This window comes from Bacillus sp. ES1-5, assembly GCF_022487605.1.
Lineage (GTDB): Bacteria > Bacillota > Bacilli > Bacillales > Bacillaceae_G > Bacillus_A > Bacillus_A wiedmannii.
In genome coordinates this window covers 418,643-441,903 of sequence record NZ_JAKVPU010000004.1, presented here as the reverse complement: position 1 = coordinate 441,903, position 23,261 = coordinate 418,643, and the positions used below count along the sequence as shown (strand labels likewise).

At 35.3% G+C, this 23,261-nt stretch carries 23 protein-coding genes; 19 read left to right on the top strand and 4 right to left on the bottom strand.

Annotated features, from left to right (window positions below; genetic code table 11):
- Positions 1–36: 36 nt before the first annotated feature.
- The 10 genes from hutH to MKO96_RS16610 all read left to right on the top strand — a co-directional run bounded on the left by hutH (position 37) and on the right by MKO96_RS16610 (position 12,083).
- Positions 37–1,554: a histidine ammonia-lyase gene (hutH, locus tag MKO96_RS16655; RefSeq protein WP_240588126.1), complete on the top strand. Its 1,518-nt coding sequence runs from the start codon at positions 37–39 to the stop codon at positions 1,552–1,554.
- 23 nt (positions 1,555–1,577) lie between these two features.
- Positions 1,578–3,236, top strand: a complete 1,659-nt coding sequence (gene hutU / locus MKO96_RS16650) for a urocanate hydratase (RefSeq protein ID WP_087981525.1) — start codon at positions 1,578–1,580, stop codon at positions 3,234–3,236.
- 12 nt (positions 3,237–3,248) lie between these two features.
- Positions 3,249–4,520: an imidazolonepropionase gene (gene hutI / locus MKO96_RS16645; protein WP_240588125.1), complete on the top strand. Its 1,272-nt coding sequence runs from the start codon at positions 3,249–3,251 to the stop codon at positions 4,518–4,520.
- Positions 4,499–5,470, top strand: a complete 972-nt coding sequence (hutG, locus tag MKO96_RS16640) for a formimidoylglutamase (RefSeq protein ID WP_087981524.1) — start codon at positions 4,499–4,501, stop codon at positions 5,468–5,470. The genes hutI and hutG overlap by 22 nt, the downstream gene beginning before the upstream one ends.
- 281 nt (positions 5,471–5,751) lie before the next feature.
- Complete coding sequence (locus tag MKO96_RS16635) at positions 5,752–6,213, top strand: CarD family transcriptional regulator (RefSeq protein WP_176225740.1); 462 nt, start codon at positions 5,752–5,754, stop codon at positions 6,211–6,213.
- 590 nt (positions 6,214–6,803) lie between these two features.
- Positions 6,804–7,931 carry an alkene reductase gene (locus MKO96_RS16630; RefSeq protein ID WP_240588124.1) on the top strand — a complete coding sequence of 376 codons (1,128 nt, stop codon included), beginning with the start codon at positions 6,804–6,806 and terminating at the stop codon, positions 7,929–7,931.
- 67 nt (positions 7,932–7,998) lie between these two features.
- Entirely contained in the window at positions 7,999–9,573 is a 1,575-nt protein-coding gene (locus MKO96_RS16625; RefSeq protein ID WP_087981522.1) for an FMN-binding glutamate synthase family protein, read from the top strand.
- A 110-nt stretch (positions 9,574–9,683) separates the two neighbouring features.
- Complete coding sequence (locus MKO96_RS16620) at positions 9,684–10,172, top strand: CcdC protein domain-containing protein (RefSeq protein WP_240588123.1); 489 nt, start codon at positions 9,684–9,686, stop codon at positions 10,170–10,172.
- Between the two features lie 336 nt (positions 10,173–10,508).
- Positions 10,509–11,447: a ring-cleaving dioxygenase gene (locus MKO96_RS16615; protein WP_087981520.1), complete on the top strand. Its 939-nt coding sequence runs from the start codon at positions 10,509–10,511 to the stop codon at positions 11,445–11,447.
- A gap of 24 nt (positions 11,448–11,471) precedes the next feature.
- Positions 11,472–12,083 carry an alpha/beta hydrolase gene (locus MKO96_RS16610; RefSeq protein WP_240588122.1) on the top strand — a complete coding sequence of 204 codons (612 nt, stop codon included), beginning with the start codon at positions 11,472–11,474 and terminating at the stop codon, positions 12,081–12,083.
- Between the two features lie 54 nt (positions 12,084–12,137).
- Here MKO96_RS16610 and MKO96_RS16605 read toward each other — a convergent pair whose 3' ends face one another.
- Positions 12,138–13,670 carry a BA3702 family sensor histidine kinase gene (locus MKO96_RS16605; protein ID WP_240588121.1) on the bottom strand — a complete coding sequence of 511 codons (1,533 nt, stop codon included), beginning with the start codon at positions 13,668–13,670 and terminating at the stop codon, positions 12,138–12,140.
- A gap of 235 nt (positions 13,671–13,905) precedes the next feature.
- On the opposite strand from MKO96_RS16605, the gene MKO96_RS16600 reads away from it, so the two are divergent.
- A complete protein-coding gene (locus MKO96_RS16600) occupies positions 13,906–14,277 on the top strand; it encodes a VOC family protein (RefSeq protein ID WP_240588120.1) in 372 nt (123 codons plus the stop codon).
- A gap of 20 nt (positions 14,278–14,297) precedes the next feature.
- On the opposite strand, the gene MKO96_RS16595 is transcribed toward MKO96_RS16600, so the two are convergent.
- The gene (locus tag MKO96_RS16595) at positions 14,298–15,107 is read right to left on the bottom strand and encodes a YitT family protein (RefSeq protein ID WP_000251342.1); all 810 of its coding nucleotides are present in this window, start codon (positions 15,105–15,107) and stop codon (positions 14,298–14,300) included.
- 144 nt (positions 15,108–15,251) lie between these two features.
- Between MKO96_RS16595 and MKO96_RS16590 the strand changes: the two genes are divergently transcribed.
- The 4 genes from MKO96_RS16590 to MKO96_RS16575 all read left to right on the top strand — a co-directional run bounded on the left by MKO96_RS16590 (position 15,252) and on the right by MKO96_RS16575 (position 18,705).
- On the top strand, positions 15,252–16,055 hold the full coding sequence (locus MKO96_RS16590) for a protein phosphatase 2C domain-containing protein (protein ID WP_240588119.1): 804 nt from the start codon (positions 15,252–15,254) through the stop codon (positions 16,053–16,055).
- Positions 16,056–16,069: 14 nt separating this feature from the next.
- Positions 16,070–16,522, top strand: a complete 453-nt coding sequence (locus tag MKO96_RS16585) for a peptidoglycan recognition protein family protein (protein ID WP_240588118.1) — start codon at positions 16,070–16,072, stop codon at positions 16,520–16,522.
- Between the two features lie 17 nt (positions 16,523–16,539).
- Entirely contained in the window at positions 16,540–16,791 is a 252-nt protein-coding gene (locus tag MKO96_RS16580; protein WP_001983516.1) for a DUF2164 domain-containing protein, read from the top strand.
- Positions 16,792–17,235: 444 nt separating this feature from the next.
- Positions 17,236–18,705 (top strand): DUF4822 domain-containing protein, encoded by a 1,470-nt coding sequence (locus MKO96_RS16575; protein ID WP_240588117.1) that lies wholly within the window; start codon positions 17,236–17,238, stop codon positions 18,703–18,705.
- Positions 18,706–18,855: 150 nt separating this feature from the next.
- Here MKO96_RS16575 and MKO96_RS16570 read toward each other — a convergent pair whose 3' ends face one another.
- Positions 18,856–19,068 carry a CsbD family protein gene (locus MKO96_RS16570; RefSeq protein ID WP_240588116.1) on the bottom strand — a complete coding sequence of 71 codons (213 nt, stop codon included), beginning with the start codon at positions 19,066–19,068 and terminating at the stop codon, positions 18,856–18,858.
- A gap of 171 nt (positions 19,069–19,239) precedes the next feature.
- Positions 19,240–20,052, bottom strand: coding sequence for a GNAT family N-acetyltransferase (locus MKO96_RS16565; protein WP_240588115.1), 813 nt, complete (start codon positions 20,050–20,052; stop codon positions 19,240–19,242).
- A gap of 152 nt (positions 20,053–20,204) precedes the next feature.
- Here MKO96_RS16565 and MKO96_RS16560 point away from each other — a divergent pair, with 152 nt between their 5' ends.
- The 4 genes from MKO96_RS16560 to MKO96_RS16545 all read left to right on the top strand — a co-directional run bounded on the left by MKO96_RS16560 (position 20,205) and on the right by MKO96_RS16545 (position 23,207).
- Positions 20,205–20,408 (top strand): hypothetical protein, encoded by a 204-nt coding sequence (locus tag MKO96_RS16560; protein ID WP_000810206.1) that lies wholly within the window; start codon positions 20,205–20,207, stop codon positions 20,406–20,408.
- A 462-nt stretch (positions 20,409–20,870) separates the two neighbouring features.
- A complete protein-coding gene (locus tag MKO96_RS16555; RefSeq protein WP_240588114.1) occupies positions 20,871–21,659 on the top strand; it encodes a helix-turn-helix domain-containing protein in 789 nt (262 codons plus the stop codon).
- 45 nt (positions 21,660–21,704) lie between these two features.
- On the top strand, positions 21,705–22,556 hold the full coding sequence (locus MKO96_RS16550; protein ID WP_240588113.1) for an ABC transporter ATP-binding protein: 852 nt from the start codon (positions 21,705–21,707) through the stop codon (positions 22,554–22,556).
- Entirely contained in the window at positions 22,557–23,207 is a 651-nt protein-coding gene (locus MKO96_RS16545; RefSeq protein ID WP_240588112.1) for an ABC-2 transporter permease, read from the top strand.
- The last annotated feature ends 54 nt before the right edge of the window (positions 23,208–23,261 follow it).

Here is a 23,261-nt window from a genome sequence, read left to right as displayed (position 1 = left end):
TAAGGTCCCCTTTTGCCTTTTTAAGGAGGAAAAAGAATGATTACGTTAACAGGACAGACATTGACAATTGAAGAGATGAAGAAGTTGTTACTTGAAGGGGAAGGTGTAACAGCTTGTCCAAATAGTATGCAAAAGGTGGCGGAGTGCCGCGAAGTTGTTGAGAAAATTGTAGAGGACGGAAAAGTCGTTTACGGTATTACAACTGGATTTGGAAAGTTCAGTGACGTGCTTATTCAAAAAGATGATGTAAAGGCACTTCAACACAATTTAATTCAGTCACATGCATGCGGTATAGGTGATCCATTCCCTGAAGAAGTATCACGCGGTATGTTAATTTTACGAGCGAACACGATGCTTAAAGGAGTATCTGGTGTTAGACCGCTTGTTGTAAATATGCTTCTTGAGTTTGTAAATCGTAAAATTCACCCAGTCGTTCCTCAACAAGGTTCACTTGGTGCGAGTGGCGATTTAGCACCTTTATCTCATCTTGCGCTTGTATTATTAGGCGAAGGTGAAGTGTTCTATAAGGGAAAACGTGTTCATGCGATGGTTGCTCTTACAGAAGAAGGTCTTGAACCGATTGAACTTGAAGCGAAAGAAGGGCTGGCATTAATCAATGGTACGCAGGCGATGACAGCACAAGGAGTTCTTTCTTATATAGAAGCAGAAGCAATGGCTTATCAAGCTGAATTCATTGCTTCGATGACAATTGAAGGATTACAAGGCATTATTGATGCATTTGATGAAAATGTTCATAAAGCACGTGGTTATAAAGAGCAAGTGGAAGTAGCGAGCAGAATTCGTGACATCCTTCATGATAGTAAATTAACAACAAAACAAGGAGAACTACGAGTACAGGATGCATATTCACTTCGCTGTATCCCGCAAGTACACGGTGCTTCTTGGCAAGTTTTAAATTATGTGAAAGAAAAATTAGAAATTGAAATGAATGCAGCAACGGACAATCCACTAATCTTTGATGGTGGGGAAAAAGTAATTTCGGGTGGTAATTTCCATGGTCAACCGATTGCGTTTGCGATGGACTTCTTAAAAGTAGGAATGGCGGAACTTGCAAATATTTCAGAGCGTCGTATTGAGCGTTTAGTAAATCCGCAATTAAATGATTTACCTCCATTTTTAAGTCCAGAACCAGGACTTCAGTCTGGTGCAATGATTATGCAATACGCTGCAGCGTCACTTGTTTCTGAAAATAAAACGTTAGCACATCCAGCGAGTGTTGATTCAATTCCATCATCAGCTAATCAAGAGGATCACGTAAGTATGGGAACAATTGCTTCACGCCATGCACATCAAATTATTCAAAATGTAAGACGTGTTCTTTCAATTGAGATGATTTGTGCGATGCAAGCAGCAGAATATCGCGGTATTGAAAACATGAGTACAGTGACGAAGAGCTTCTACCATCAAGGCCGTCAACAAGTACCTTCTATTACAAATGATCGCATATTCTCAACGGATATTGAAAATATTGCGTATTGGTTAAAAACGAATTATTCGATAAAAGAAAGATTAGATGTAAACGCAGCACTATAAAATGAGAAAAGGGAGAGATTGAAATGGAAAAAGTTAAACAAACAATTCGCGCGCCAAGAGGCACAGAGCTACAAACGAAAGGGTGGGTTCAAGAAGCTGCACTTCGTATGTTAATGAACAATTTAGATCCTGAAGTTGCTGAAAAACCAGAAGAATTAGTTGTATATGGCGGAATTGGCCGGGCAGCTCGTAACTGGGAAAGCTACCATGCAATTGTAGATTCATTAAAAACGTTAGAAAGCGATGAAACATTACTTGTTCAATCAGGAAAACCAGTTGCAATTTTTAAATCACATGAAGATGCACCTCGCGTTCTGTTAGCAAACTCAAACTTAGTACCAAAATGGGCGAACTGGGATCACTTCCGTGAACTAGAGAAAAAAGGTCTTATGATGTACGGCCAAATGACAGCTGGTAGCTGGATTTACATTGGAACACAAGGGATTTTACAAGGAACATATGAAACATTTGGTGAAGCAGCACGTCAACATTTCGATGGATCATTAAAAGGTACAGTAACACTTACTGCTGGTTTAGGTGGTATGGGTGGTGCACAACCTCTTGCTGTAACGATGAACGGCGGTGTTGTAATTGCTATTGATGTTGATAAGCGCAGTATCGATCGTCGTATTGAAAAGAGATATTGTGATCTGTATACAGAGTCTTTAGAAGAAGCATTAACTATTGCGAACGAGTATAAAGAGAAGAAAGAACCGATTTCAATCGGATTGTTAGGAAATGCAGCGGAGATTTTACCAGAACTAGTGAAGCGTAATATCACGCCAGATTTAGTTACGGATCAAACATCTGCTCATGATCCATTAAACGGTTACATTCCAGTAGGTTACACGTTAGAAGAAGCAGCGAAACTTCGTGAAGAAGATCCAGAACGTTACGTACAATTATCAAAAGAAAGTATGAAAAAACATGTGGAAGCAATGCTTGCTATGCAAGAAAAAGGCGCGATTACATTTGATTACGGAAATAACATTCGCCAAGTTGCTTTCGATGAAGGTTTGAAAAATGCATTCGATTTCCCAGGATTCGTTCCAGCATTTATCCGTCCGTTATTCTGTGAAGGAAAAGGACCATTCCGCTGGGTAGCGCTTTCTGGTGATCCAGAAGATATTTATAAAACTGATGAAGTAATTTTACGTGAGTTTGCTGATAATGAGCATTTATGTAACTGGATTCGTATGGCTCGTCAGCAAGTTGAGTTCCAAGGTCTTCCATCACGTATTTGTTGGCTTGGTTACGGTGAGCGCGCAAAATTTGGCCGCATCATTAATGAAATGGTGGCGAATGGTGAATTATCAGCACCGATCGTTATCGGTCGTGACCATTTAGATTGCGGATCAGTAGCATCTCCAAACCGTGAGACAGAATCGATGAAAGACGGCAGTGATGCAGTAGCAGACTGGCCAATTTTAAATGCATTAATTAACAGTGTAAACGGTGCGAGCTGGGTGTCTGTTCATCACGGTGGTGGCGTTGGTATGGGTTATTCACTTCACGCTGGAATGGTTATCGTTGCAGATGGAACAGAAGCGGCAGCAAAACGTATTGAGCGCGTATTAACTTCTGATCCTGGTATGGGTGTTGTTCGTCACGTTGATGCAGGATATGACTTAGCTGTGGAAACTGCGAAAGAAAAAGGCGTTAACATTCCAATGATGAAATAAGGAGGAGAAAACATGCTGGACACTTTACTAATAAATATCGGTCAATTACTAACAATGGATCAAGAAGATGGCTTGTTAAGACGTGAGGCGATGAACACGCTTCCTGTTATCGAAAACGGTGCGGTTGGAATTGAAAATGGCGTAATTACTTTCGTTGGAACAGCGGAAGAAGCGAAAGGATTACAAGCTAAAGAAGTTATTGATTGCGGCGGGAAAATGGTTTCTCCTGGTCTTGTTGATCCGCATACTCACCTTGTATTTGGTGGATCTCGTGAAAATGAAATCGCACTGAAATTACAAGGAGTTCCGTACTTAGAAATTTTGGAACAAGGCGGAGGTATTCTTTCAACTGTAAATGCAACGAAACAGGCGTCGAGAGAAGAACTTGTTCAAAAAGCGAAATTTCATTTAGACCGTATGTTATCTTTCGGAGTTACAACTGTAGAAGCGAAGAGTGGTTACGGATTAGATGATGAGACGGAATGGAAACAATTAGAGGCAACTGCACAATTACAAAAAGAGCATCCAATCGATTTAGTTTCCACATTTTTAGGTGCTCATGCAGTTCCGAAAGAGTATAAAGGTAGATCGAAAGAATTTTTACAATGGATGTTAGACCTACTACCAGAAATGAAAGAGAAGCAACTAGCTGAATTCGTTGATATTTTCTGCGAAACAGGTGTGTTCTCTGTCGAAGAATCAAAAGAGTTTTTATTAAAAGCGAAAGAGCTTGGTTTTGATGTGAAAATTCATGCAGATGAAATTGACCCTCTTGGTGGCGCGGAAGTAGCGGCTGAAATTGGTGCAGCATCAGCGGACCATTTAGTTGGCGCTTCTGATAAAGGAATTGAAATGCTTGCAAACTCTAATACAGTAGCGACTTTATTACCAGGAACAACTTTCTATTTAAATAAAGAAAGCTTTGCTCGTGGGCGTAAAATGATCGATGAAGGTGTTGCAGTTGCGTTAGCTACAGATTTTAACCCAGGCAGCTGTCCAACTGAGAACATTCAGCTTATTATGAGCATCGCGATGCTCAAGCTGAAAATGACACCAGAAGAAGTTTGGAATGCAGTAACAGTTAACTCATCTTACGCAATTAATCGTGGTGATGTAGCTGGGAAAATTAGAGTTGGTCGTAAGGCAGATTTAGTTTTATGGGATGCTTACAATTATGCTTACGTACCGTATCATTACGGCGTAAGTCATGTAAATACAGTATGGAAGAATGGTAATATCGCATATACAAGAGGTGAACAATCGTGGAGCACGGCCACTATTTAAAGAAGAATGCAAAGTTTATTGATCGTGAAGTGACGAAATGGAGTGAGATGATTAAAGAGTGGGAGGAAGGCGTGGAAATATTCGGTGCTGCCTTAATTGGAGCACCCCTTTCTAAACCATCTATTAGTCATTCAGGAGCAAGCTTTGCTCCAAAAACAATTCGTGCGATGTTAGATGCATATAGCACGTACGCAATTACAGAAGAACATGATATGAAAGAAAGTGTCTTATATGATTGCGGTGATATCACGATGCATGTGACGGATATAAAAGAAAGTCATAACCGAATTGCGAAAACAGTTGGTCACGTAACGAAAGTAAATCCGAATATGACACCAATCGTTCTTGGCGGGGATCACTCGATTAGTTTTCCGAGTATAACAGGATTTGTAAATAGTAAAGGGAAGGTCGGTATTATTCAATTTGATGCCCATCATGATTTACGTAATTTAGATGATGGTGGTCCATCAAATGGGACACCGTTCCGTAGTTTACTAGAAAATGGTGTCATTACAGGAAAACAACTCGTTCAAATCGGGATTCGTAATTTTTCAAATGCACGTGCGTACCATGAATATGCAAAAGAGCAAGGCGTGACAGTGTACACAATGAAAGATGTACGGGAGCGAAAAATCAAAGATATTATCACGGAAAGTATTGAAGTATTAAGAGAGCAAGGCGTGACTTCTATTTACATTTCTCTTGATATGGATGTACTAGATCAAGCATTTGCACCAGGTTGTCCAGCAATTGGTCCTGGCGGTATGGATAGTACGACTTTACTTGATGCGATTGAATTTCTTGGTAAAGAACCGCTTGTTCAAGGGATGGATATAGTAGAAATTGATCCAACCCTTGATTTCAGAGATATGACAAGTCGAGTAGCTGCGCAAGTGATTATGGGTTTTCTTTTAGCGAGAGAGACAGTCTGTAAGCAGGTTAGTATATAGACGTGGAATTAATAGGGAATGTTTAACGATTCCGTATAAAAAACACATTACTACTTATAAGTAGTAATGTGTTTTTATGTAAAAAGAGAAGGTAAAGTTAGAATGTATATATGTGTGGAAAAGTTAATAAGATTGCGGGTTTTCAGTGATATTTCACAAATTTATTTTCTTAGTTCGAAAGGATTGACATGAAAAATAATTTTATGATAAAATAAAAATTTTGCTAAAAAAGCGATTGTGTGTTAAGATTGAGAAGGTTACCATATATGGAGGTGGATTATTTGTTTCAAATTGGCGATAACATTGTTTATCCTATGCACGGAGCAGGTATAATTAAAGCCGTAGAAGAGAAGGAAATCGCAGGAGAAAAACAACAGTATTATGTTATAAAAATGTCGGGTAGTAATATGGAAGTAATGATTCCGGCAGGGAGAATATTGAGCTCAAATATACGACCAGTCACGGATATAACGGCAATAGCACACATATTGGATATTTTTCAACATGGAGAATCTGATAGATTACTTACGTGGAAACAAAGGTATAAATTGAACACTGATAAAATAAAGACGGGTAAAATACAAGAAGGTGCTGAAGTTGTACGTGATTTATTACGTATGCAGAAAGAAAAAGCACTTAATGCAAGCGAAAAGAAAATGTTAGATAACGCACACGAATTTTTGATTAGTGAACTGGGATTAATTGAAGGTATCACAGAAAGTCAAATAAAAAGCTTTTGTTAAGATTCATTACAAATAATGTATTAGATCCCAAAAAAGGTTTTGAATTTTTTGGGAACATAATTATAGAAAATTAATCATTTCAAAGACATTCAACTCTTTCAAACCACTTTTAGAGCATTAACCTCTTTTGTTATTACTACAATCAAATCCATTTTTATTTTTTAATTCTTTATGAATGTTCGAAGTTTAATTAAATACTTCGATAGAATAGTTACTTGATTTTTGCAATCCTGATTCACACTGGCACGGACGAGGAGCCGTAAGGATGAAAGAGAGGTAGGGCTTTCATTGTTTTAGGTTTATAAGTTATTATTTTTAGAAGAATACTCAACCATTTCCACTTCTATTGATAAGGGATTTTTTATATGTGAAGAGATAATAATTCTTTATATAAAAGAGATAAAGAAATTGATACCCATATATGGTCAACTAAAAAAGGTTTCCTACTAAGGAAACCTTTTTTAGTTTATTTATAGCATTCTATTTGTTTGATATTCGAATGTTTTGTGTTTAAAGCGTATAAATTGACGTTACTATCTAAAAGTAAGTATGATGCGATTATAGTAAGAATTTTTTTAGGGGGAAGAAAAATGACAAGTTCAAATAATAAAGCAGCAAGTATTTATGAAGGAACAAATATAAACGCTTGGGGATCTTTTGAAAATATTGAAGAAATAAAGTTGTTTAATCCGATTCAAATTGGATCTTGGTCTCTTCGTAATCGCATAGCAATGGCACCGATGACGAGATGTTTCGCAAATCATGAAACGGGAGTAGTTGGTACTGATGTAGTTGAGTACTATAGAAAGCGTGCAGCTGATGGAGTTGGATTAATTATTACAGAGGGAATCGTCATTAGCCCAAGAGCAAAAGGTAATCCGGGAGTGCCAGGAATTTATACGCAAGAACAAATCGATTCGTGGAAGCCTGTTACAGAAGCAGTACATAAAGAAGGCGGAACGATTATTGCTCAAATATGGCATGTTGGCCGTATGAGTCATCACGAAATAATTGGTGGACAAATGCCACAAGCACCGTCTGCTATCGCTGCAGAGGGAAATGTTCCGCGTTTTCGTAAACCGTTCGACACGCCAGAAGCAATGACGTTAGAAGAAATACAAGAGGTGATTGGTCAATACGCACAAGCTGCGAAAAACGCGATCGAAGCCGGATTTGATGGAGTAGAAATTCATGGGGCACACGGATATTTAATCGATCAATTTACTTATGAGTTCGCAAATAAGCGTACTGATAAATACGGCGGAGATTTAAAGAAAAGGTTAACGTTTATGAAAGAAGTAACGGAGGCTGTAATAGAAGCTGTTGGGGCTGATAAAACACTTCTTCGTTTCTCTGCTTTCAAAGGTGATAATCCAACTTATATGTGGGAAAACCCTGAACTTGCAATTGAAATGTTTGTAAATATGTTCAACGAAGTTGGATTAACGATGATTCACCCTTCAACGATGAATTATACGGCAGTTATTGCTGACGGAAAGAATTTTCATCAATTAGTAAGAAAATATTGGGAGGGTACGATTGTAGGAGTAGGGAATTTAAATCCGAAAGAGGCTGAAGAAGCGTTGCAAGAAGGAACAATTGATGTAGTGGCATTCGGAAGACCTTTAATAGCTAATCCAGATTTTGTTCATCGAATTAAAAATGCTGAAAGTTTAGTTGAATATGATGCGAAAGAGCATCTTGCTACATTAATTTGAATAAAGATAAAAGGAGAACACATCAGGTGTTCTCCTTTTATTATGGATTTTCATAGGAGGAAGCGGGATGAGTGAAACGCTACTCGTTATTATTAGTATATTGCTCTTATTGATGTTACTATTAATCATTTTTTTTATTATTACATTTTTTATTAAAAAACGGACGCATCATTCTATATTAAAGTTACATCCATACTTAGGAAGGATGCGTTATTTACTTGAAAAGATAGGACCGGAATTTAGGCAATATTGGTTTGATCATGATACGGATGGAAAGCCCTTTTCACGTTATGATTTTCAAAGTGTAATGTTTCTAGCAAAATACCGTTCAGAAATACTCGGTTTTGGATCAAAACGAGATTTTGATGCATCTGGATATTATATCGCTAATACATTATTTCCGAAATTAACAGATGAATTAAGTGTGAATGTAACGAAAGAACGTGAAGGGAAAAAGTATGTGATTCATAAGGAAGGGTTATTTTCACGAAGAGAAAAATTGACAGCGGATACAACGAATCTTTGGTTATACGAAGAAGACGATGCAATTATCGTCGGTGAAAACCGCAAATATCCGTGGAAACTGTATGGCATGTTTGGCGCATCAGCAACTTCTTACGGTGCGATTGGCGAAAATTATATTTTGGCAAGTGGATTTGGCGCGAAGATGGCTGGCGGTTCGTGGATTAATACGGGGGAAGGTGGTGTAATACCGGAACATTTACATACCGGTGCAAATATCGTTGCGCAAATTGGTCCAGGATTATTTGGATATCGTGATGAGGATGGTAAGTTTTCAATGAAGAAATTTATGGAGAAAGCGAAAGAAAGTAATATTAAAGCATTCGAATTGAAATTTGGGCAAGGTGCGAAAATACGTGGTGGTCATCTAGAGGGACAAAAAGTAAATGAGAAAATTGCTTCTGTTCGGAATGTGCGAGAAGGAGAAACGATTAATTCACCGAATCGATTTCCATTTTTAAAGAATGCAGTAGATGTACTTTATTTTATTCAACATTTGCAAGAAAGCAGCGGCAAACCAGTCGGTATGAAAATTGTAATTGGACAGCAGGAGCCGTTGGAAGATTTATTCAAATCGATGAAAGAGTTAAATATTTATCCAGATTTCATTACAGTTGATGGTTCAGAAGGTGGATCAGGTGCAACGTATAAATCGATGGCAGATAGTATGGGGATGCCGCTTATTCCAGCGTTACTGACATGTATTGATACAGCGAATCATTACGGTGTCCGGGACAAATTCAAAGTTTTTGCCTCGGGGAAATTAATTACACCAGATAAAGTGGCAATTGCTTTAGCAATTGGTGCAGATGCTGTAAATTCAGCGCGTGGATTTATGATGGCAAGTGGCTGTATTATGGCGCTTCAATGTAATTCGGGGCAATGTCCATCTGGAGTTGCCACGACGAATCCGCACTATCAAAAAGCGCTAGATCCGTATGAGAAGAAATGGCGAGTAATGAATTATGTTGTTAGTATGAGATATAGTTTGTTCTCGCTTGCGGCAGCAGCGGGAGTAAAGAGCCCGCGTCATTTAACGAGAGAGCATATTGTGTTTAAAGATGAGGTAGGGCGGGTGGTGCCTCTTTCGGAATTGTTTCCTATAATAAATAAAACCTAAAAATATATTTTATATGTAAAATTTTTGAAGGAATAATCATATTCTTTAGAAAACATTAAGAGTATAATGGGAAAGGTTTTAAAAATGACTATTTTTAGGGAGAGATTCATTTGGATCAAGGTTCGTACAGTATAACAATTTTTTTACTTGTCATAGGGCTCATTATATTTGGACGTATGCGTTCTATGAATCGACCAATTAAAAATAAAGGAAGACGACTATTATTTCCATTATTCCTTTTATTACCAGGTTTTTCTTTATATGCGGCACCGATACAACTTGCTGATTGGCAAATTGGGGTAGCTGCTGGGATTGGACTGTTATTATCAATTCCACTTATTATTTTAACTGGATATGAAGTGAGAGAAGATGGTCAAATTTATGCGAAAAAAAGTATTGCTTTTATTGCTACATTTTTAATTATTGTCCTTTTACGTGCTTATTTTAGAAGACATTTACAAGGTTTAGATCCAAAGTCAATCGGCATTCTTTTCTACACCCTTGCGGTTTGTTATATAGTACCTTGGCGTATTGGCTGCTATATGAAATTTCGTAAAGTATATGCAGGGAAAGAGAAAATTGAGATGTCAATAAGTTAACAGTCATACATTTGTATGGCTTTTTTTAATTTGAAATGAAGTAAGTCACTTGTTGACAATGAAAAGTAAGTAACTTATAATAAATATTGAGTTCGAGATAAATATCATTCCAAATCAAGATTTATCATGATAATAGATTGAACAAATATTTTTTGAGTATTATCTTGAGTTCGAGATAATTTTAATGGTTTAGATGCTAAAATATAATTTTATAATTAATGTCTCGAATTCGAGATAAAATTATAACGATGGATTTTACTTTGCAGTATGGACAAAATGAATAATGAAATTTAATGTATAAAAGTTTTTAAAATGAAATAAAAAGGGGCGGAGAAAATGGAAAAGAAAACGATGGGAATTCATCACATTACAGCAATCGTAGGACATCCACAAGAAAATGTAGATTTTTATGCTGGTGTATTAGGTTTACGTTTAGTAAAACAAACAGTGAATTTTGATGATCCAGGTACGTACCATCTTTATTTCGGTAATGAAGGAGGAAAACCAGGAACAATCATTACGTTTTTCCCATGGGCAGGTGCTCGTCAAGGAGTTATTGGTGACGGTCAAGTGGGAATCACTTCTTATGTTGTACCAAAAGGGGCAATGGAGTTTTGGGAAAATAGATTAGAAAAATTCGATGTTTCGTATACAAAAATGACTCGATTTGGAGAGCAGTATTTAGAATTTGATGATCCACATGGTTTGCATATAGAATTAGTAGAAAGAGAAGAGGGTGAATTAAATAATTGGACTTTTGGAGAAGTTACGCCAGAAGTAGCAATTAAAGGATTTGGCGGTGCTGTTCTTTTATCGGCACAACCTCAAAAAACTGCTGAATTGTTAGAGCATGTTATGGGTCTTGAGAAAATTGGAGAAGAGGGTGAATTTATTCGATTCCGTTCTTCTGCTGATATTGGAAATATTATCGATTTGAGGTTATCGACAATTGGTCGTGGCCAAATGGGTGTTGGTACAGTGCATCATATTGCTTGGAGAGCGAGTGACGATGCTGATCAGCTAGACTGGAAAGAGCATGTGTCCCGTTTTGGATACCACGTAACTCCTGTACAAGATCGAAATTATTTTAACGCAATTTATTTTAGAGAACACGGTGAAATTTTATTTGAAATTGCAACAGATCCCCCTGGTTTCGCTCATGATGAATCGTTAGAGACGATGGGTGAGGAATTAAAGTTACCGGAACAATATGAACAACATAGAAAACAGATTGAACAAACACTTTTACCATTTGAAGTGAGAAATTTAGATTAAAGTGATTGAAAGGGGAAAAGGATTATGATGAAACATGTTTTTCAAAAAGGAAAAGATACGTCAAAACCAGTGTTATTATTACTTCATGGCACAGGAGGTAATGAATTAGATTTATTACCACTTGCAGAAATAATTGATCAGGAAGCTTCGGTATTAAGCGTTAGGGGAAATGTGTTAGAGAATGGGATGCCGCGTTTCTTCCGCCGATTAGCAGAAGGTATTTTTGATGAAGAGGACTTGATTTTCCGTACGAAGGAATTAAATGAGTTTTTAGATGAAGCTGCAAAAACATATGAATTTGATAGAAACAACATTGTTGCTATCGGTTATTCAAATGGAGCAAACATTGCGGCAAGCTTATTATTCCATTATGAAAATGCGTTAAAAGGTGCTGTGCTTCATCACCCAATGGTGCCTAGAAGAGGAATGCAATTACCTAATTTAGCAGAAAAATCTGTGTTTATTGCTGCTGGGACAAATGATCCGATTTGTTCATCAGCAGAGTCAGAGGAATTGAAGGTACTATTAGAAAATGCAAATGCTAATGTAACAATGCATTGGGAAAATAGAGGGCATCAATTAACAATGGGTGAAGTAGAAAAAGCAAAAGAATGGTATGGCAATACAGTATTATAAAAACAAATAAAAAAGAAGCATCTGCTCATCATTAGCAGATGCTTCTTTTTTTATTTACGGCTGAATTGCAAGATGAGATGAAGAAAGCGGTAATTGAATGTCAACGATCGTACCTTTATTTAATTCGCTTGAAATGTGTAATTTACCATGATGTTCCTCAATTATTTTGTAACACATCATTAATCCTAGTCCTGTTCCCTTTTCTTTTAAACTGTAAAATGGTTCGCCTAGACGAGAGATACGATCTTCTGGGATACCACAACCTTCATCGATAATTCGTATTAAAATAAAGGCATCATCCAATGGTTTTGTTTGGATGTAAATATTTCCGCCATTTGGCATCGCTTCTATAGCATTTTTTAATATATTTATAAAAACTTGTTTTAATTGGTTACCATCACATTGAATATCATGTTTGTAATCAAAATGATCCATAATGATATGAACACTATGCATAATAGCAGTTGGTAAAATAAATGTAACTACCTCTTCAATTAAATTTTGTATGTTACAAGTTTGGATAGATAATACTTGTGGTTTAGACATCGCCATAAATTGACTTGTGATAGATTCCATTTGTGAAATCTCACTTAACATAACATCGATATACCATTTATGCTCCTCATTTATTTCAGGGAGTAGCAATGTTAGAAAACCTTTTAGAGAAGTCAGTGGATTTCGAATTTCATGGGCAATTCCAGCTGTCAGTTGTCCGACTACGGCAAGCTTTTCTGATTTTCGTAATAACTTTTCCGTTTCTTTTAGCTCGGTAACGTCTCTTCCCATTACGATAAGACCTTTACGGGAGCCGTCAGGATGATAAAGTGGAACTTTCGATATACTTAAGATTAGATCGAAATCATCTCTATGAATAATAAATTCCTCACCATGAAGAATTTGTCTTTGTTGCCATGCTAGTTCGTCGACTTCTTCACAATGTAAAAAAGCCTCTCGGTACGCTTCGTTATATTGAATGAGTTCACTATCTTTTTTCCCATGGTAAGGTACATGATGGAAATTGAAACAAGAAAGTGCGTAGTCATTTGCCTCAAGCCAGCGCCCCTCATGATCCTTAAATATAACAAACGCAGGCATGGAGTTCACTAATGTACGTAACCTCTTCTCACTTTCTTTTAGCATATTCTCAATTCTTTCTGATTTTTCAAGAGGCTTCATAATAGTATATACGCCAGTTAGACGATTTTGGACAAAAATAGGAACTAGTTTTGTCACGACGTCTAATAAGAATCCACTTTTATGATAAATAGATAAGATATACTCTTGTTGATTATCTGCTTCAGTATTCTTTATATTGTGTAATACTTGTTCAGAAATATGAGCTTCTAAAATAGAGGTAATATTTTTCTGTTCTAATTCTAAAGAAGTGTAACCTAATATTCTTTCGGCAGAAGGATTTATATGTAGAATAACTCCCTCTAAATTTAATGAAATAATACTATCAGGATTGTGTTCGAACAGAGATGCGTACATTTCTGTTAATGAACGATCTTGTATATGGTTTCGAAAACGTCTAGAAATGTTCGGATGACGTTTTCTTTGAGTTGATGAATATTTTTTACGACTCATAATAGTTCCTCCGTACAAATAGCATCTAAAAAGATTTGTCTATTCATAACTATAATATAGATGTAATGTGTATTTCTATAAAAAATGGAAGTTATATAATAAATTTTGTTTTCTTTATTTTGTAAAAGTGCGTATAGGGTGGTAATAAGGGAAGCTTATATTGTTTTATAAATCATTTGTAAGTTACAGGAGAAGGTTTTCCTTATAATATTAGGGTAGAAGAGGGGGAGAGAAAATGAGAAATTATATTCAGGGTATCGATCATGTACAAGTAGCTGCGCCTGTAGGGTGTGAAGAAGAAGCACGAGAGTTTTATAGTAATAAAATTGGTATGGAGGAAATACCGAAACCAGAGGAACTAAAGAAGCGTGGTGGATGTTGGTTTAAGTGTGGAAATCAAGAGATTCATATCGGAGTTGAGCAAAACTTCAATCCAGCTAAAAAAGCGCATCCGGCTTTTTATGTTTTAAAAATTGATGAATTTAAACAAGAGTTAATAAAGAAAGGTATTGAAGTAATAGATGATTATGCACGGCCAGATGTAATTAGATTTTATGTGTCAGATCCGTTCGGAAATCGAATTGAATTTATGGAAAATAAAAACTAGGTGGAAATCCACCTAGTTTTTTAACCTTTTCTAAACAACCCTAATACTTCAACAGTTTCGGTAATGTTAACGAATGCATGAGGGTCAATTTCAGAAATTGTTAATTTCATACTTGCCAATTCTTCACGAGAAACGACCGTCATAAGTACACGTTTTTTTTCGCTGGAATAAGCACCTTCGCCATCAAGTAATGTAATTCCACGTACAACAGTTGAAAGAAGTTGTTTTTTCATTTTTTCTGCTTCATTTGTTACAATCATAAGTGTAACCTTTCGATGTTTCGTATGAATAGCATCGATCACTTTACCAGTTACATAAATTGAAAGTAAGCTTGTAAGAGCAACATCCCAAGTGAAGAAGAATCCTGCAATTATTACAACGACTGCATTTAAAATAATAAGGAATCCACCAAGTTTAATGTCTCTTTTTCGAGACAATAGCATACCGATAATATCAAATCCACCAGTTGATCCATTACAGTTAAAAACAAGACCGATACCAGCTCCGGCAATGACACCACCAAAGATAGATGATAAAAGTGGGTCTGTTGCTACGACTTTTACTGGAACGTAGTATAATGCAACAGATAATACAATAACAGAGATAACAGTGTTAAAAATTACTTTTTTTCCAAGGCCTATGTATCCTAAAATAAGGATAGGTAAGTTTAATACAAAGTTAATAATACCTGTGTTTACAGGAGTTACAATCCCTAAAATAATAGCAATTCCGCCAATTCCACTACTTAATATTTTGTGGGGGATAAGGAAAAGATTGAATGCAATCGCAATAATAATAGAACCGATAATAACACCAAGAAATCTGACCATCTCTTTCCCGTCCTTCACTAAAAAATTCATATTATTTCAAGATTATATATGATATTGAAAGTTTTGGGTAAAAACAGTTTATTTCGGAAAATTAGATTAATCAAAAGAATTCGAGTATTTTATCATTTGAAAGGGGATACAGATATGAGGATAAAAACGTATCAACAGAAAAGCCCGTTGAAGCAAGAATGTGAGGATTCTTATTTTTGTAATGAAGAAAAAAAGATGTATGGTGTATGTGATGGTGCAACACCGCTCGTCCCGTTTCGTGATGAAAAGGGACATAATGGAGCATACATCGCTTCGCATTTATTTGCAAGTTATTTTGCTTCATTACGTGAAAATCATAGTTTGCAAGTTGCCGTTGCAAAAGCAAATGAAGCATTGCAAAGCAAAATGGTAGAGTATGAAGTAGATACGAGAAAGAAAGAGCATTTGTGGTGTACATGTATTGCGGCCGTTCAAATAGATGGTGAGAAAATTGAATACGCACAGTTAGGGGACTGTATGATTGTCGCAATACTTCAAAATGGAACGATGCAAGTATTAACGAAAGACACGGTTGAAGGAATTAGTAAACGAGCAAAAAAGAAGAGAGAAGAGGATCGTAAAAAAGGGTTATCTGTACCAGAAGAACATGTTTTTCAAGATGTGCAAGAACAGTTAAAATATAATCGTTATCTTGCAAATATGCAGGACGGGTATTCTGTTGCAAATGGAATGAAAGAAGCGATACATTATTTACAACATGGTGAATTGCATATAGATGAAGTGAGTGGGATTTTTATTTGTTCAGACGGATTATTCCACCCAGATTGGCCACTCGAACAAACTGTTGCATATATAAGAAAGAATAGTATAAATGAATATGTAGCAATTATTGAAGAGCTAGAAGGGGAAAAGAGAATAAGACCAGATGATAAAACAATTATGATCATTGATTTTTAAGGGAGGACGTTCAAATGGAAATCAAATGTGTTAATTTAACATTTCAAGATGAATTAATTCCTTTAGAGAAAGTAAATAAACTGATTATCCACCACACATCTGAAGAGGGATGGGATGTGTATAAAACACATGAATTTCATCAAAAAGTAAGAGGGTGGAGTGGGATCGGTTATAATTATTTTATTGAAGAAGATGGAACTGTAGTCGAAGGGCGAGGTTTACATATTGGAGCACATGCGAAAGATAATAATAGAGATACAATTGGAATATGTATGACGGGTAATTTTGATAAATATGATCCAACTTCTACACAAATGAATGCATTGTATTCTTTATGTAAAATGTTTATGAAGCAGTTTGCTATAAAGAAAGAAAATATACTCGGTCATAGGGAGCTAGAAGGAGTTACAAAAAGTTGTCCTGGCAATCGCTTTTCTATGGTAGAGTTAAGAAACGTACTATCTTAAATATAGAGGAGTAAGAAATGATGATGAATATAAAAATACCAAATGATAAAAAAGAAGAGCTTGTAGCACAAATTCAGCAATTTTTCGTTGAAGAAGATTTAGATGAAATTGGACGTTTTCAAGCAGAGCGATTAATAGAAGAAATGATAAAATTAGTAGGACCATTTGCATACAATCAAGCAATTGGAGATGCTAGAAAGCTTGTAACAGAGAAACTATCTAATATTGAAGAAGATTTGTATGTGTTAGAGAAGAGTGAAGGGAAGTAAAAAGAGCCATTTTGGCCGTATTCCGTCAATTATAAAATAAGTATTATGCCACGGCTTTTTCCGATGTTCTGTTTGGAAAAGGCCGTGAAGTTGTTTATGGGCATATAAAATAAAGTTTCTCTTTTTTTGTCAAAAAGAACCCTAGAACTAAAAACGTTATTCTTTCTTAACAAGCTAGATGAGAAAGAATAACGTTTTTTTAGATTGAGATTAAAAATATATTATCTTAATTTTATCTTTTTTTAATAATTTATTTATGGGCAATTTATAATTGCTATTTATAATTCCTATATATAACAGCTATGGATACTACGAAAAAGAACTTTGGAGGTGTAACTAATTAGCTGTAATCAAAATTTAAAACATGAATTGCTCACATAGAATCTTCTTTTGGAAGATAAGTGGTGTAATTCTTTGTTAAATGAAGGAAGGGATTGGGAAGTTATGAATAAAATAATTTTAAAAACATGTATCATATCAGCAGTTTTAGGTGGAAGTCTATTAAGTGAAAAAAATGGAGAGGTGAAAGCAGAAGAGGTTACACCACAAGCGAATCATACTGGTGTATTCAAAGATGTTCCAAAGGGGCACTGGGCATATGAGGCGATTCATCAATTAGCAGGTGAGAAAATTATTTTTGGCTATGATGATGGAAGGTTTGGTTTTGGAGATAACGTAACACGCGAACAAGTTGCAGCATTAATGTATCGTTATTTTAATATGGCAGAAAACAAAAATTATGAGAACTCATATGGGGACGTAAGCGAAGAGTCGACAAGCTATATAAAGGAAATTTTGTCTTTAACAGAAATGGGTGTTTTTACGGGTGACGAGCATGGGAACTTTAGACCGAAGGCATCCTTAACACGTGCAGAAATGGCACAAGTTCTTACAAATGCTTTTCATTTAAAGGCAAAGAGTGATCATACTTTTAATGACATTTCAACGAACTCATGGGCAAGAAATGCAATTAGTGCTGTTCAAACAAATAATATTACAAAAGGAGTAGGAGGAGGGAAATTTGCTCCAAGTATGGATGTGACGCGTGAACAGTACGCACAATTTTTATACAATGCAATACAAGAAACTCAACAAACGAAAGGGCAACTACTAGCTAGCATACTTGGTGAAACAAATTGGAAAGGGACAAAAGTCTATGACAAAGATCATAATGATGTAACGAAAGAAAATCAAAATTTCATCGGGCTTGCAAAATATGATGCTAAAACTGCAAGGTATGAATTTTTTAATGCAAGTACAGGGGAAAGTCGTAATGATAGCGGTACCTTTTTTATAACGAATGATGGAAAGAAAAGAGTGTTAATTTCTGAAACGCAAAATTATCAGGCAGTTGTTGAATTAACGCAATTAGACAAGGAGAAATTTACATATAAAAGAATGGGGAAAGATGCAAAAGGGAACGATGTAGAAGTGTTTGTTGAACATGTTCCTTACCATGAAAAAGAACTTTCTTTCACGCAACCTGATAAAAATTTAGAAAGCTCGACAGGGAAAATAGTTACAGACGTTGATGGAGATGAAATTTTATCTAGTACACTATGGAACGGAACGGTGGTATTAGACGAACAGGGTAATAATGTAACAAAATACAACTCAAACTTAATCAGTCTAGCAAAATATGATAAAAATACAAATAAATATGAGTTTTTCAATATGAATACAGGAGAAAGCCGTGGAGACTATGGTTTCTTTGATGTTGTACATGGTAATAAAATAAGGGCTCACGTTTCGTTAGGAAATAATAAATATGGTGCGGTCCTTGAACTTACAGAGTTAAATAAAGAGAAATTTACGTACACAAGAATCGGGAAAGATGCGAATGGAAAAGATATAAAAATCTTTGTTGAGCATGAACCGTATACAGGTGACCTAAAACCAAATTTCACAAAGTAGGATGTAAAATAGTTGTTTATAGACAAAAAGATGCCTTGAGGCATCTTTTTGTCGTTTTAAAATGATTTTATAGGCAAATATAAAATACAAACTCTCTTTTCTCAAATCTAGTAACTTACTACTTGCACAACCATACATCCTAGTTCTTTTTTATTTATTCTCTTTATGCTCTTTATATTCATGTACTTTCTCTTTTACATTACCAACCGTATCTTTAGCAGTGCCTTTCACTTTATCCCATTTTCCTTCAGCTTGTAATTTTTTATTGTCAGTTACTTTCCCGACAACTTCTTTCACTTCACCTTTTACTTTATCAATAGCACCTTCTACTTTTTCTTTTAAACCGTGTTCATGCTTACTCATACATTTCTCCTCCTTGTAGTTTGATTAGAATTCTCTTTTCATGTTGCAAGTTGAATGATGTATCTAGTAATAGCGTAACAAATCTAGTTTGAATATTCAAATGATTAATAGGATAGAAAAGGAATTGTCATAGAATGTATAAGATTGTAATGGAAGGAGAAAGAATGTTAATTATATGTCTTTTGCAGTCCATATTGATTTTGTATAAGCAATTTTCATATGGGCACGTTCCATATTATTTTGACTGCCGCTACCGAACCTTGCTTGTCCGACTATTAAATGACAGTTTTTCGCTAGGGCTTTTTCTATTCGTTTTTGAATTAAGGCAGTATGACAGCCTTTACGCTGAAATTCTGGCAAAGTAGCAGAAGCAGCTAATGAAGCAACACCGTTATTTATATAGAGAACTCCTATACTAGCGGGAGTGTTTTGAACTTCGGCTATGAAAAAATGCCAGCCGGGTTTATTGTAGAGAATTTCGTTATTTTGGCGCACGCCATCTTTTGTAAAGGGTGGCATGTTAAATCCACGTACATATATGTCGGCAAACGTATCAAACTCATTTTCTTTCAGGTGGCGTACTGAAATATGAGAAGGAAGAAGGGGCGAATCTTCTCTCGGTATACTGTATAAAGCGGTATGGAAGCTGGATTGGTAAAATCCTTTTTGAGATAAGTATTGAAATAATTCAGCTGTACCTTGAGCGGGTGTAATTTCAAAACGACAAGGGATTTGTAGCGATTGATAATAAGAGATGATTTCATCTATCTCATCTGTATTTGTAAAGGTAACGCCTTTTACTGTGTTAAAAGCAGGACCAGCAATTATTTTTGATGAAAAGGCAGTGGCACTCCCGAACTTTTTCATTTGTACTTGCATTGAATTTTCAGCTAGCGCTTGTAGTGCTTTTAGTCTAGAAGAGAGCATATGTATTTCTGCGTTTTCAATTTCTTGAGCTGTATTGAGTGTCATAATTGTACTCATACTATTCCTCCGTCAATAAATATATTTCATAGTACATATACGATGTTTGTTCTGAAATTCCTGTTGAAATGTAAGAGAATAAGAGGTTTTTTGGAAGGGAAATGGAAGTGAACTGTCGAAGGGAGTGGAAACAGATTAAAGGTGGTGCTCTCATGAAACAGAAAGACGTGCAGACATGCTCTAATTGTGGTTCTCATAACATAGGAGAAGGTGAGTTTGTCGGTTATGCACAAATACGGAAAAAGGAGACGATGTTTACATCTTCACCAGTAGATGCTTATATTTGTACAGATTGCGGGAATATCCTTTTATTAAAAGTACGACATTATGAAAAGTTTAAGCAGAAGCCGTTATGATTATGGAGAAGTGTTTTTATTAGGGAAGTTAGAGGAGTAATATTTTACATATATATATATGATTATGTCCTTATATAAAGAGATGAAAACATATACTGTGTGGGATGCTTATTAATCGTTGCACGACATACAAAAATGTATAGAAGAAATTGTGAATCAATATGGGGAAGACAAATTAACCCTTATTGGAATACTTCATAGCGAAAACTCCTTTAAATGAATAAGGGGGTTTTTGTTTTTTTTTTTTTTATAACAGTAATTACCTTTAATTGTTATAATTGGTTATTGGGAGAGGGTATTTTATTAACGCCATAATCATAGAAGAAAACTAGCTAAATCGTATAGAAAACGGCTATATAACACAATCGCAACCATAAGTTGACAAAGTGCAACCGCAGGAAGATAGAGATAAGGGTAATGTTTACATACAATTTAGTTAAGAAAACAAAGGGGGACACACATATGGGATTTGGTGAAAAGCTTTTTAAATTAAGAAAGGAAAAGGGCCTTTCTCAAGAAGCGTTAGCTGAAAAATTAAACACAACAAGGCAAGCAGTTAGTAAATGGGAAAACGGTCAAGGATTTCCTGAAACTGAAAAGTTAATAATGATTGGAAATGTATTTGAAGTATCACTCGACTATTTATTAAAAGAAACTGCTGGGCAAAGTAATGAAAATGTGGAGGGCTATTACGTAAGTCAGGAAATGGCAGAAGGGTATATAGTGTATGGGCAAAAAATTTCTAAATATATTGCGTTAGGATTTAGTTTGCTTATTTTGTCTACAATACCGTATTTATTATTTAAAGAAAATGCAACAATGTCGACATTCCTTGTCATTATCATTGCTGTTCTTGGAATTGGAGCGATGATGGTACCTGTAACGATAGAAGAGAGTCGATACAATGTATTGAAAAAGGAAGAACTACTATTTGATCAAAACTTTCTAAAAGAATTGACAAAAAGATATGAAGTAATTAAGAAGAAGTATGCTGCAGTAATGATTGTTGGATTTTGTTTTATAACTGCAGGAGCGATACCATTTTTATTTGAGAAAAAGCATATCACTTCAGGAGAATTAGTGCAGTATTATCCGTACTGTGTTGTACTTATTGCGATTGGAGTCTATCTTTTTGTTCGTGTTGTAGGAGTGTGGGAGATGTATCGGATTTTAGTAGAAAATAAGGAATATAGTAATCGTATTATTTTTAAACTAAAAAAGAAAGTGAGAGATAAAGTGGATAATTTTTAATAGGAGAAAATCTATTTTATTAAAAGTTAAGATGGGAGTGAAATGATGTCAAACATTCTAGAAATTAAAAATTTAAGTAAATCATTTGGAAGCAAAGTTGTTTTAAAAGATGTTACATTCAATGTGCCATCAGGGGCAATTGTTGGATTCATTGGTGACAATGGGGCAGGTAAATCAACAACATTTAAAACAGTACTAGAATTAATTTCTAAAGATAGCGGTACAGTAAAAATATTTGGTGAAGAAAATATAAATAAAGATGCCAAGAATAAGGGGAAGATTGGAGTCGTATTTGATGCTATGAATGTCCCGGCTCATCTTACAATAAAACAACTAAATAAGGTTTTTGAAAACATGTTTGAATCTTGGGATAGAGAAAATTTTTACCGATTAGTTCATTCTTTCTCTTTACCTACTAATGAAAAAGTAGGTAGGTTTTCCCGTGGAATGTCGATGAAACTATCTATAGCTGTTGCATTGTCGCATAATGCCAAATTATTAATTCTAGATGAAGCGACGGGAGGTCTTGATCCTTCATCTAGGGAGGAGGTGTTAGAGGAATTAAAAAGTTTTGTGAATAAAAGTAATGGTGGTATATTACTTTCTTCTCATATTATGAGTGATGTAGAAAAAATCGCTAGCCACCTTATCGTGATAAAAGATGAAGAAATTTTATTGAATGAAGAAAAGGATAAGGTTTTGGACAATTATGCCATTGTATATGTTAATGAGGAACAACTAACTTTAATCAACAAAGATATAGTTGTGGTGAAAAGGAATAATGGCTCTTATTTCAATGTACTTGTATCAGATGTGCATAAACTACCAAATGGGATTGCTCATAGAACCATTTCAATAGAAGAAATAAGTGTTTTATTAACGAGGAGTGAAAAATAAATGAAAGGTTTATTATTGACAAACTATTATCTAGTGTATCGAACTTTCTTTATGTTCATGGGAATAGCGATATTAGGAGCGGGATTTGTTTTTTATTTTGGTAATGCTTCAATGTACCGTTTAATTGCTACGTTCATTATCTTATTTGCTGCGATTCCTGCACTTGAAGTTATTAAATATGAGAGTAAGTCGGGGTATGAAAAATATGTACTTACTTTACCGGTTACTAGAAATAATATTGTACAAAGTCACTATCTTTTCTATTTTTTAGTTGTAATTATTGGTACTTTATTATCGTATGGCATATTTTATGTACATGGTTTAGTTTCAGATACACCAATTGAGGATGGTATATTTAAGAGTGTTTCTTTAGGGACATTCATCATTCTTAATGCCGGAGCAATAGCTTATCCGCTTCTCTATGTTTTTGGAGCAGAAAAATCTGATGCTATTACAATTGGAGGCGCATGTGGGGGACTTGCTACTTATTTTGGATTACAAAGTGTAATTGGATATCTAATAGAACAATTTCCAATATCAAATTTAAATTCATCTGTATACGTTTCAATTCTATATACAATATTTGGCGTTATCATATATATCTTTTCTTATTTCATTTCAGTATTTATATATCGTAAGAAGGAATTTTAATATATTTTCTCTTAGTATTTTCTGAATTATTTCCGAAGAAATAATTCAGAAAAT

Bases quoted from the DNA above. Each gene is read 5' to 3' on its own strand.
- MKO96_RS16595 (WP_000251342.1), bottom strand. From the start codon at position 15,107: ATGGTCAGATTTCTTGGTGTTATTATCGGTTCTATTATTATTGCGATT.
- MKO96_RS16585 (WP_240588118.1), top strand. From the start codon at position 16,070: ATGGAAATCAAATGTGTTAATTTAACATTTCAAGATGAATTAATTCCT.
- MKO96_RS16555 (WP_240588114.1), top strand. From the start codon at position 20,871: ATGGGATTTGGTGAAAAGCTTTTTAAATTAAGAAAGGAAAAGGGCCTT.
- MKO96_RS16575 (WP_240588117.1), top strand. From the start codon at position 17,236: ATGAATAAAATAATTTTAAAAACATGTATCATATCAGCAGTTTTAGGT.
- hutU (WP_087981525.1), top strand. From the start codon at position 1,578: ATGGAAAAAGTTAAACAAACAATTCGCGCGCCAAGAGGCACAGAGCTA.
- MKO96_RS16550 (WP_240588113.1), top strand. From the start codon at position 21,705: ATGTCAAACATTCTAGAAATTAAAAATTTAAGTAAATCATTTGGAAGC.
- MKO96_RS16560 (WP_000810206.1), top strand. From the start codon at position 20,205: ATGAAACAGAAAGACGTGCAGACATGCTCTAATTGTGGTTCTCATAAC.
- MKO96_RS16565 (WP_240588115.1), bottom strand. From the start codon at position 20,052: ATGAGTACAATTATGACACTCAATACAGCTCAAGAAATTGAAAACGCA.
- hutH (WP_240588126.1), top strand. From the start codon at position 37: ATGATTACGTTAACAGGACAGACATTGACAATTGAAGAGATGAAGAAG.
- MKO96_RS16600 (WP_240588120.1), top strand. From the start codon at position 13,906: ATGAGAAATTATATTCAGGGTATCGATCATGTACAAGTAGCTGCGCCT.
- MKO96_RS16605 (WP_240588121.1), bottom strand. From the start codon at position 13,670: ATGAGTCGTAAAAAATATTCATCAACTCAAAGAAAACGTCATCCGAAC.
- MKO96_RS16545 (WP_240588112.1), top strand. From the start codon at position 22,557: ATGAAAGGTTTATTATTGACAAACTATTATCTAGTGTATCGAACTTTC.
- MKO96_RS16630 (WP_240588124.1), top strand. From the start codon at position 6,804: ATGACAAGTTCAAATAATAAAGCAGCAAGTATTTATGAAGGAACAAAT.
- MKO96_RS16580 (WP_001983516.1), top strand. From the start codon at position 16,540: ATGATGATGAATATAAAAATACCAAATGATAAAAAAGAAGAGCTTGTA.
- hutI (WP_240588125.1), top strand. From the start codon at position 3,249: ATGCTGGACACTTTACTAATAAATATCGGTCAATTACTAACAATGGAT.
- MKO96_RS16610 (WP_240588122.1), top strand. From the start codon at position 11,472: ATGATGAAACATGTTTTTCAAAAAGGAAAAGATACGTCAAAACCAGTG.
- MKO96_RS16625 (WP_087981522.1), top strand. From the start codon at position 7,999: ATGAGTGAAACGCTACTCGTTATTATTAGTATATTGCTCTTATTGATG.
- MKO96_RS16570 (WP_240588116.1), bottom strand. From the start codon at position 19,068: ATGAGTAAGCATGAACACGGTTTAAAAGAAAAAGTAGAAGGTGCTATT.
- MKO96_RS16590 (WP_240588119.1), top strand. From the start codon at position 15,252: ATGAGGATAAAAACGTATCAACAGAAAAGCCCGTTGAAGCAAGAATGT.
- MKO96_RS16615 (WP_087981520.1), top strand. From the start codon at position 10,509: ATGGAAAAGAAAACGATGGGAATTCATCACATTACAGCAATCGTAGGA.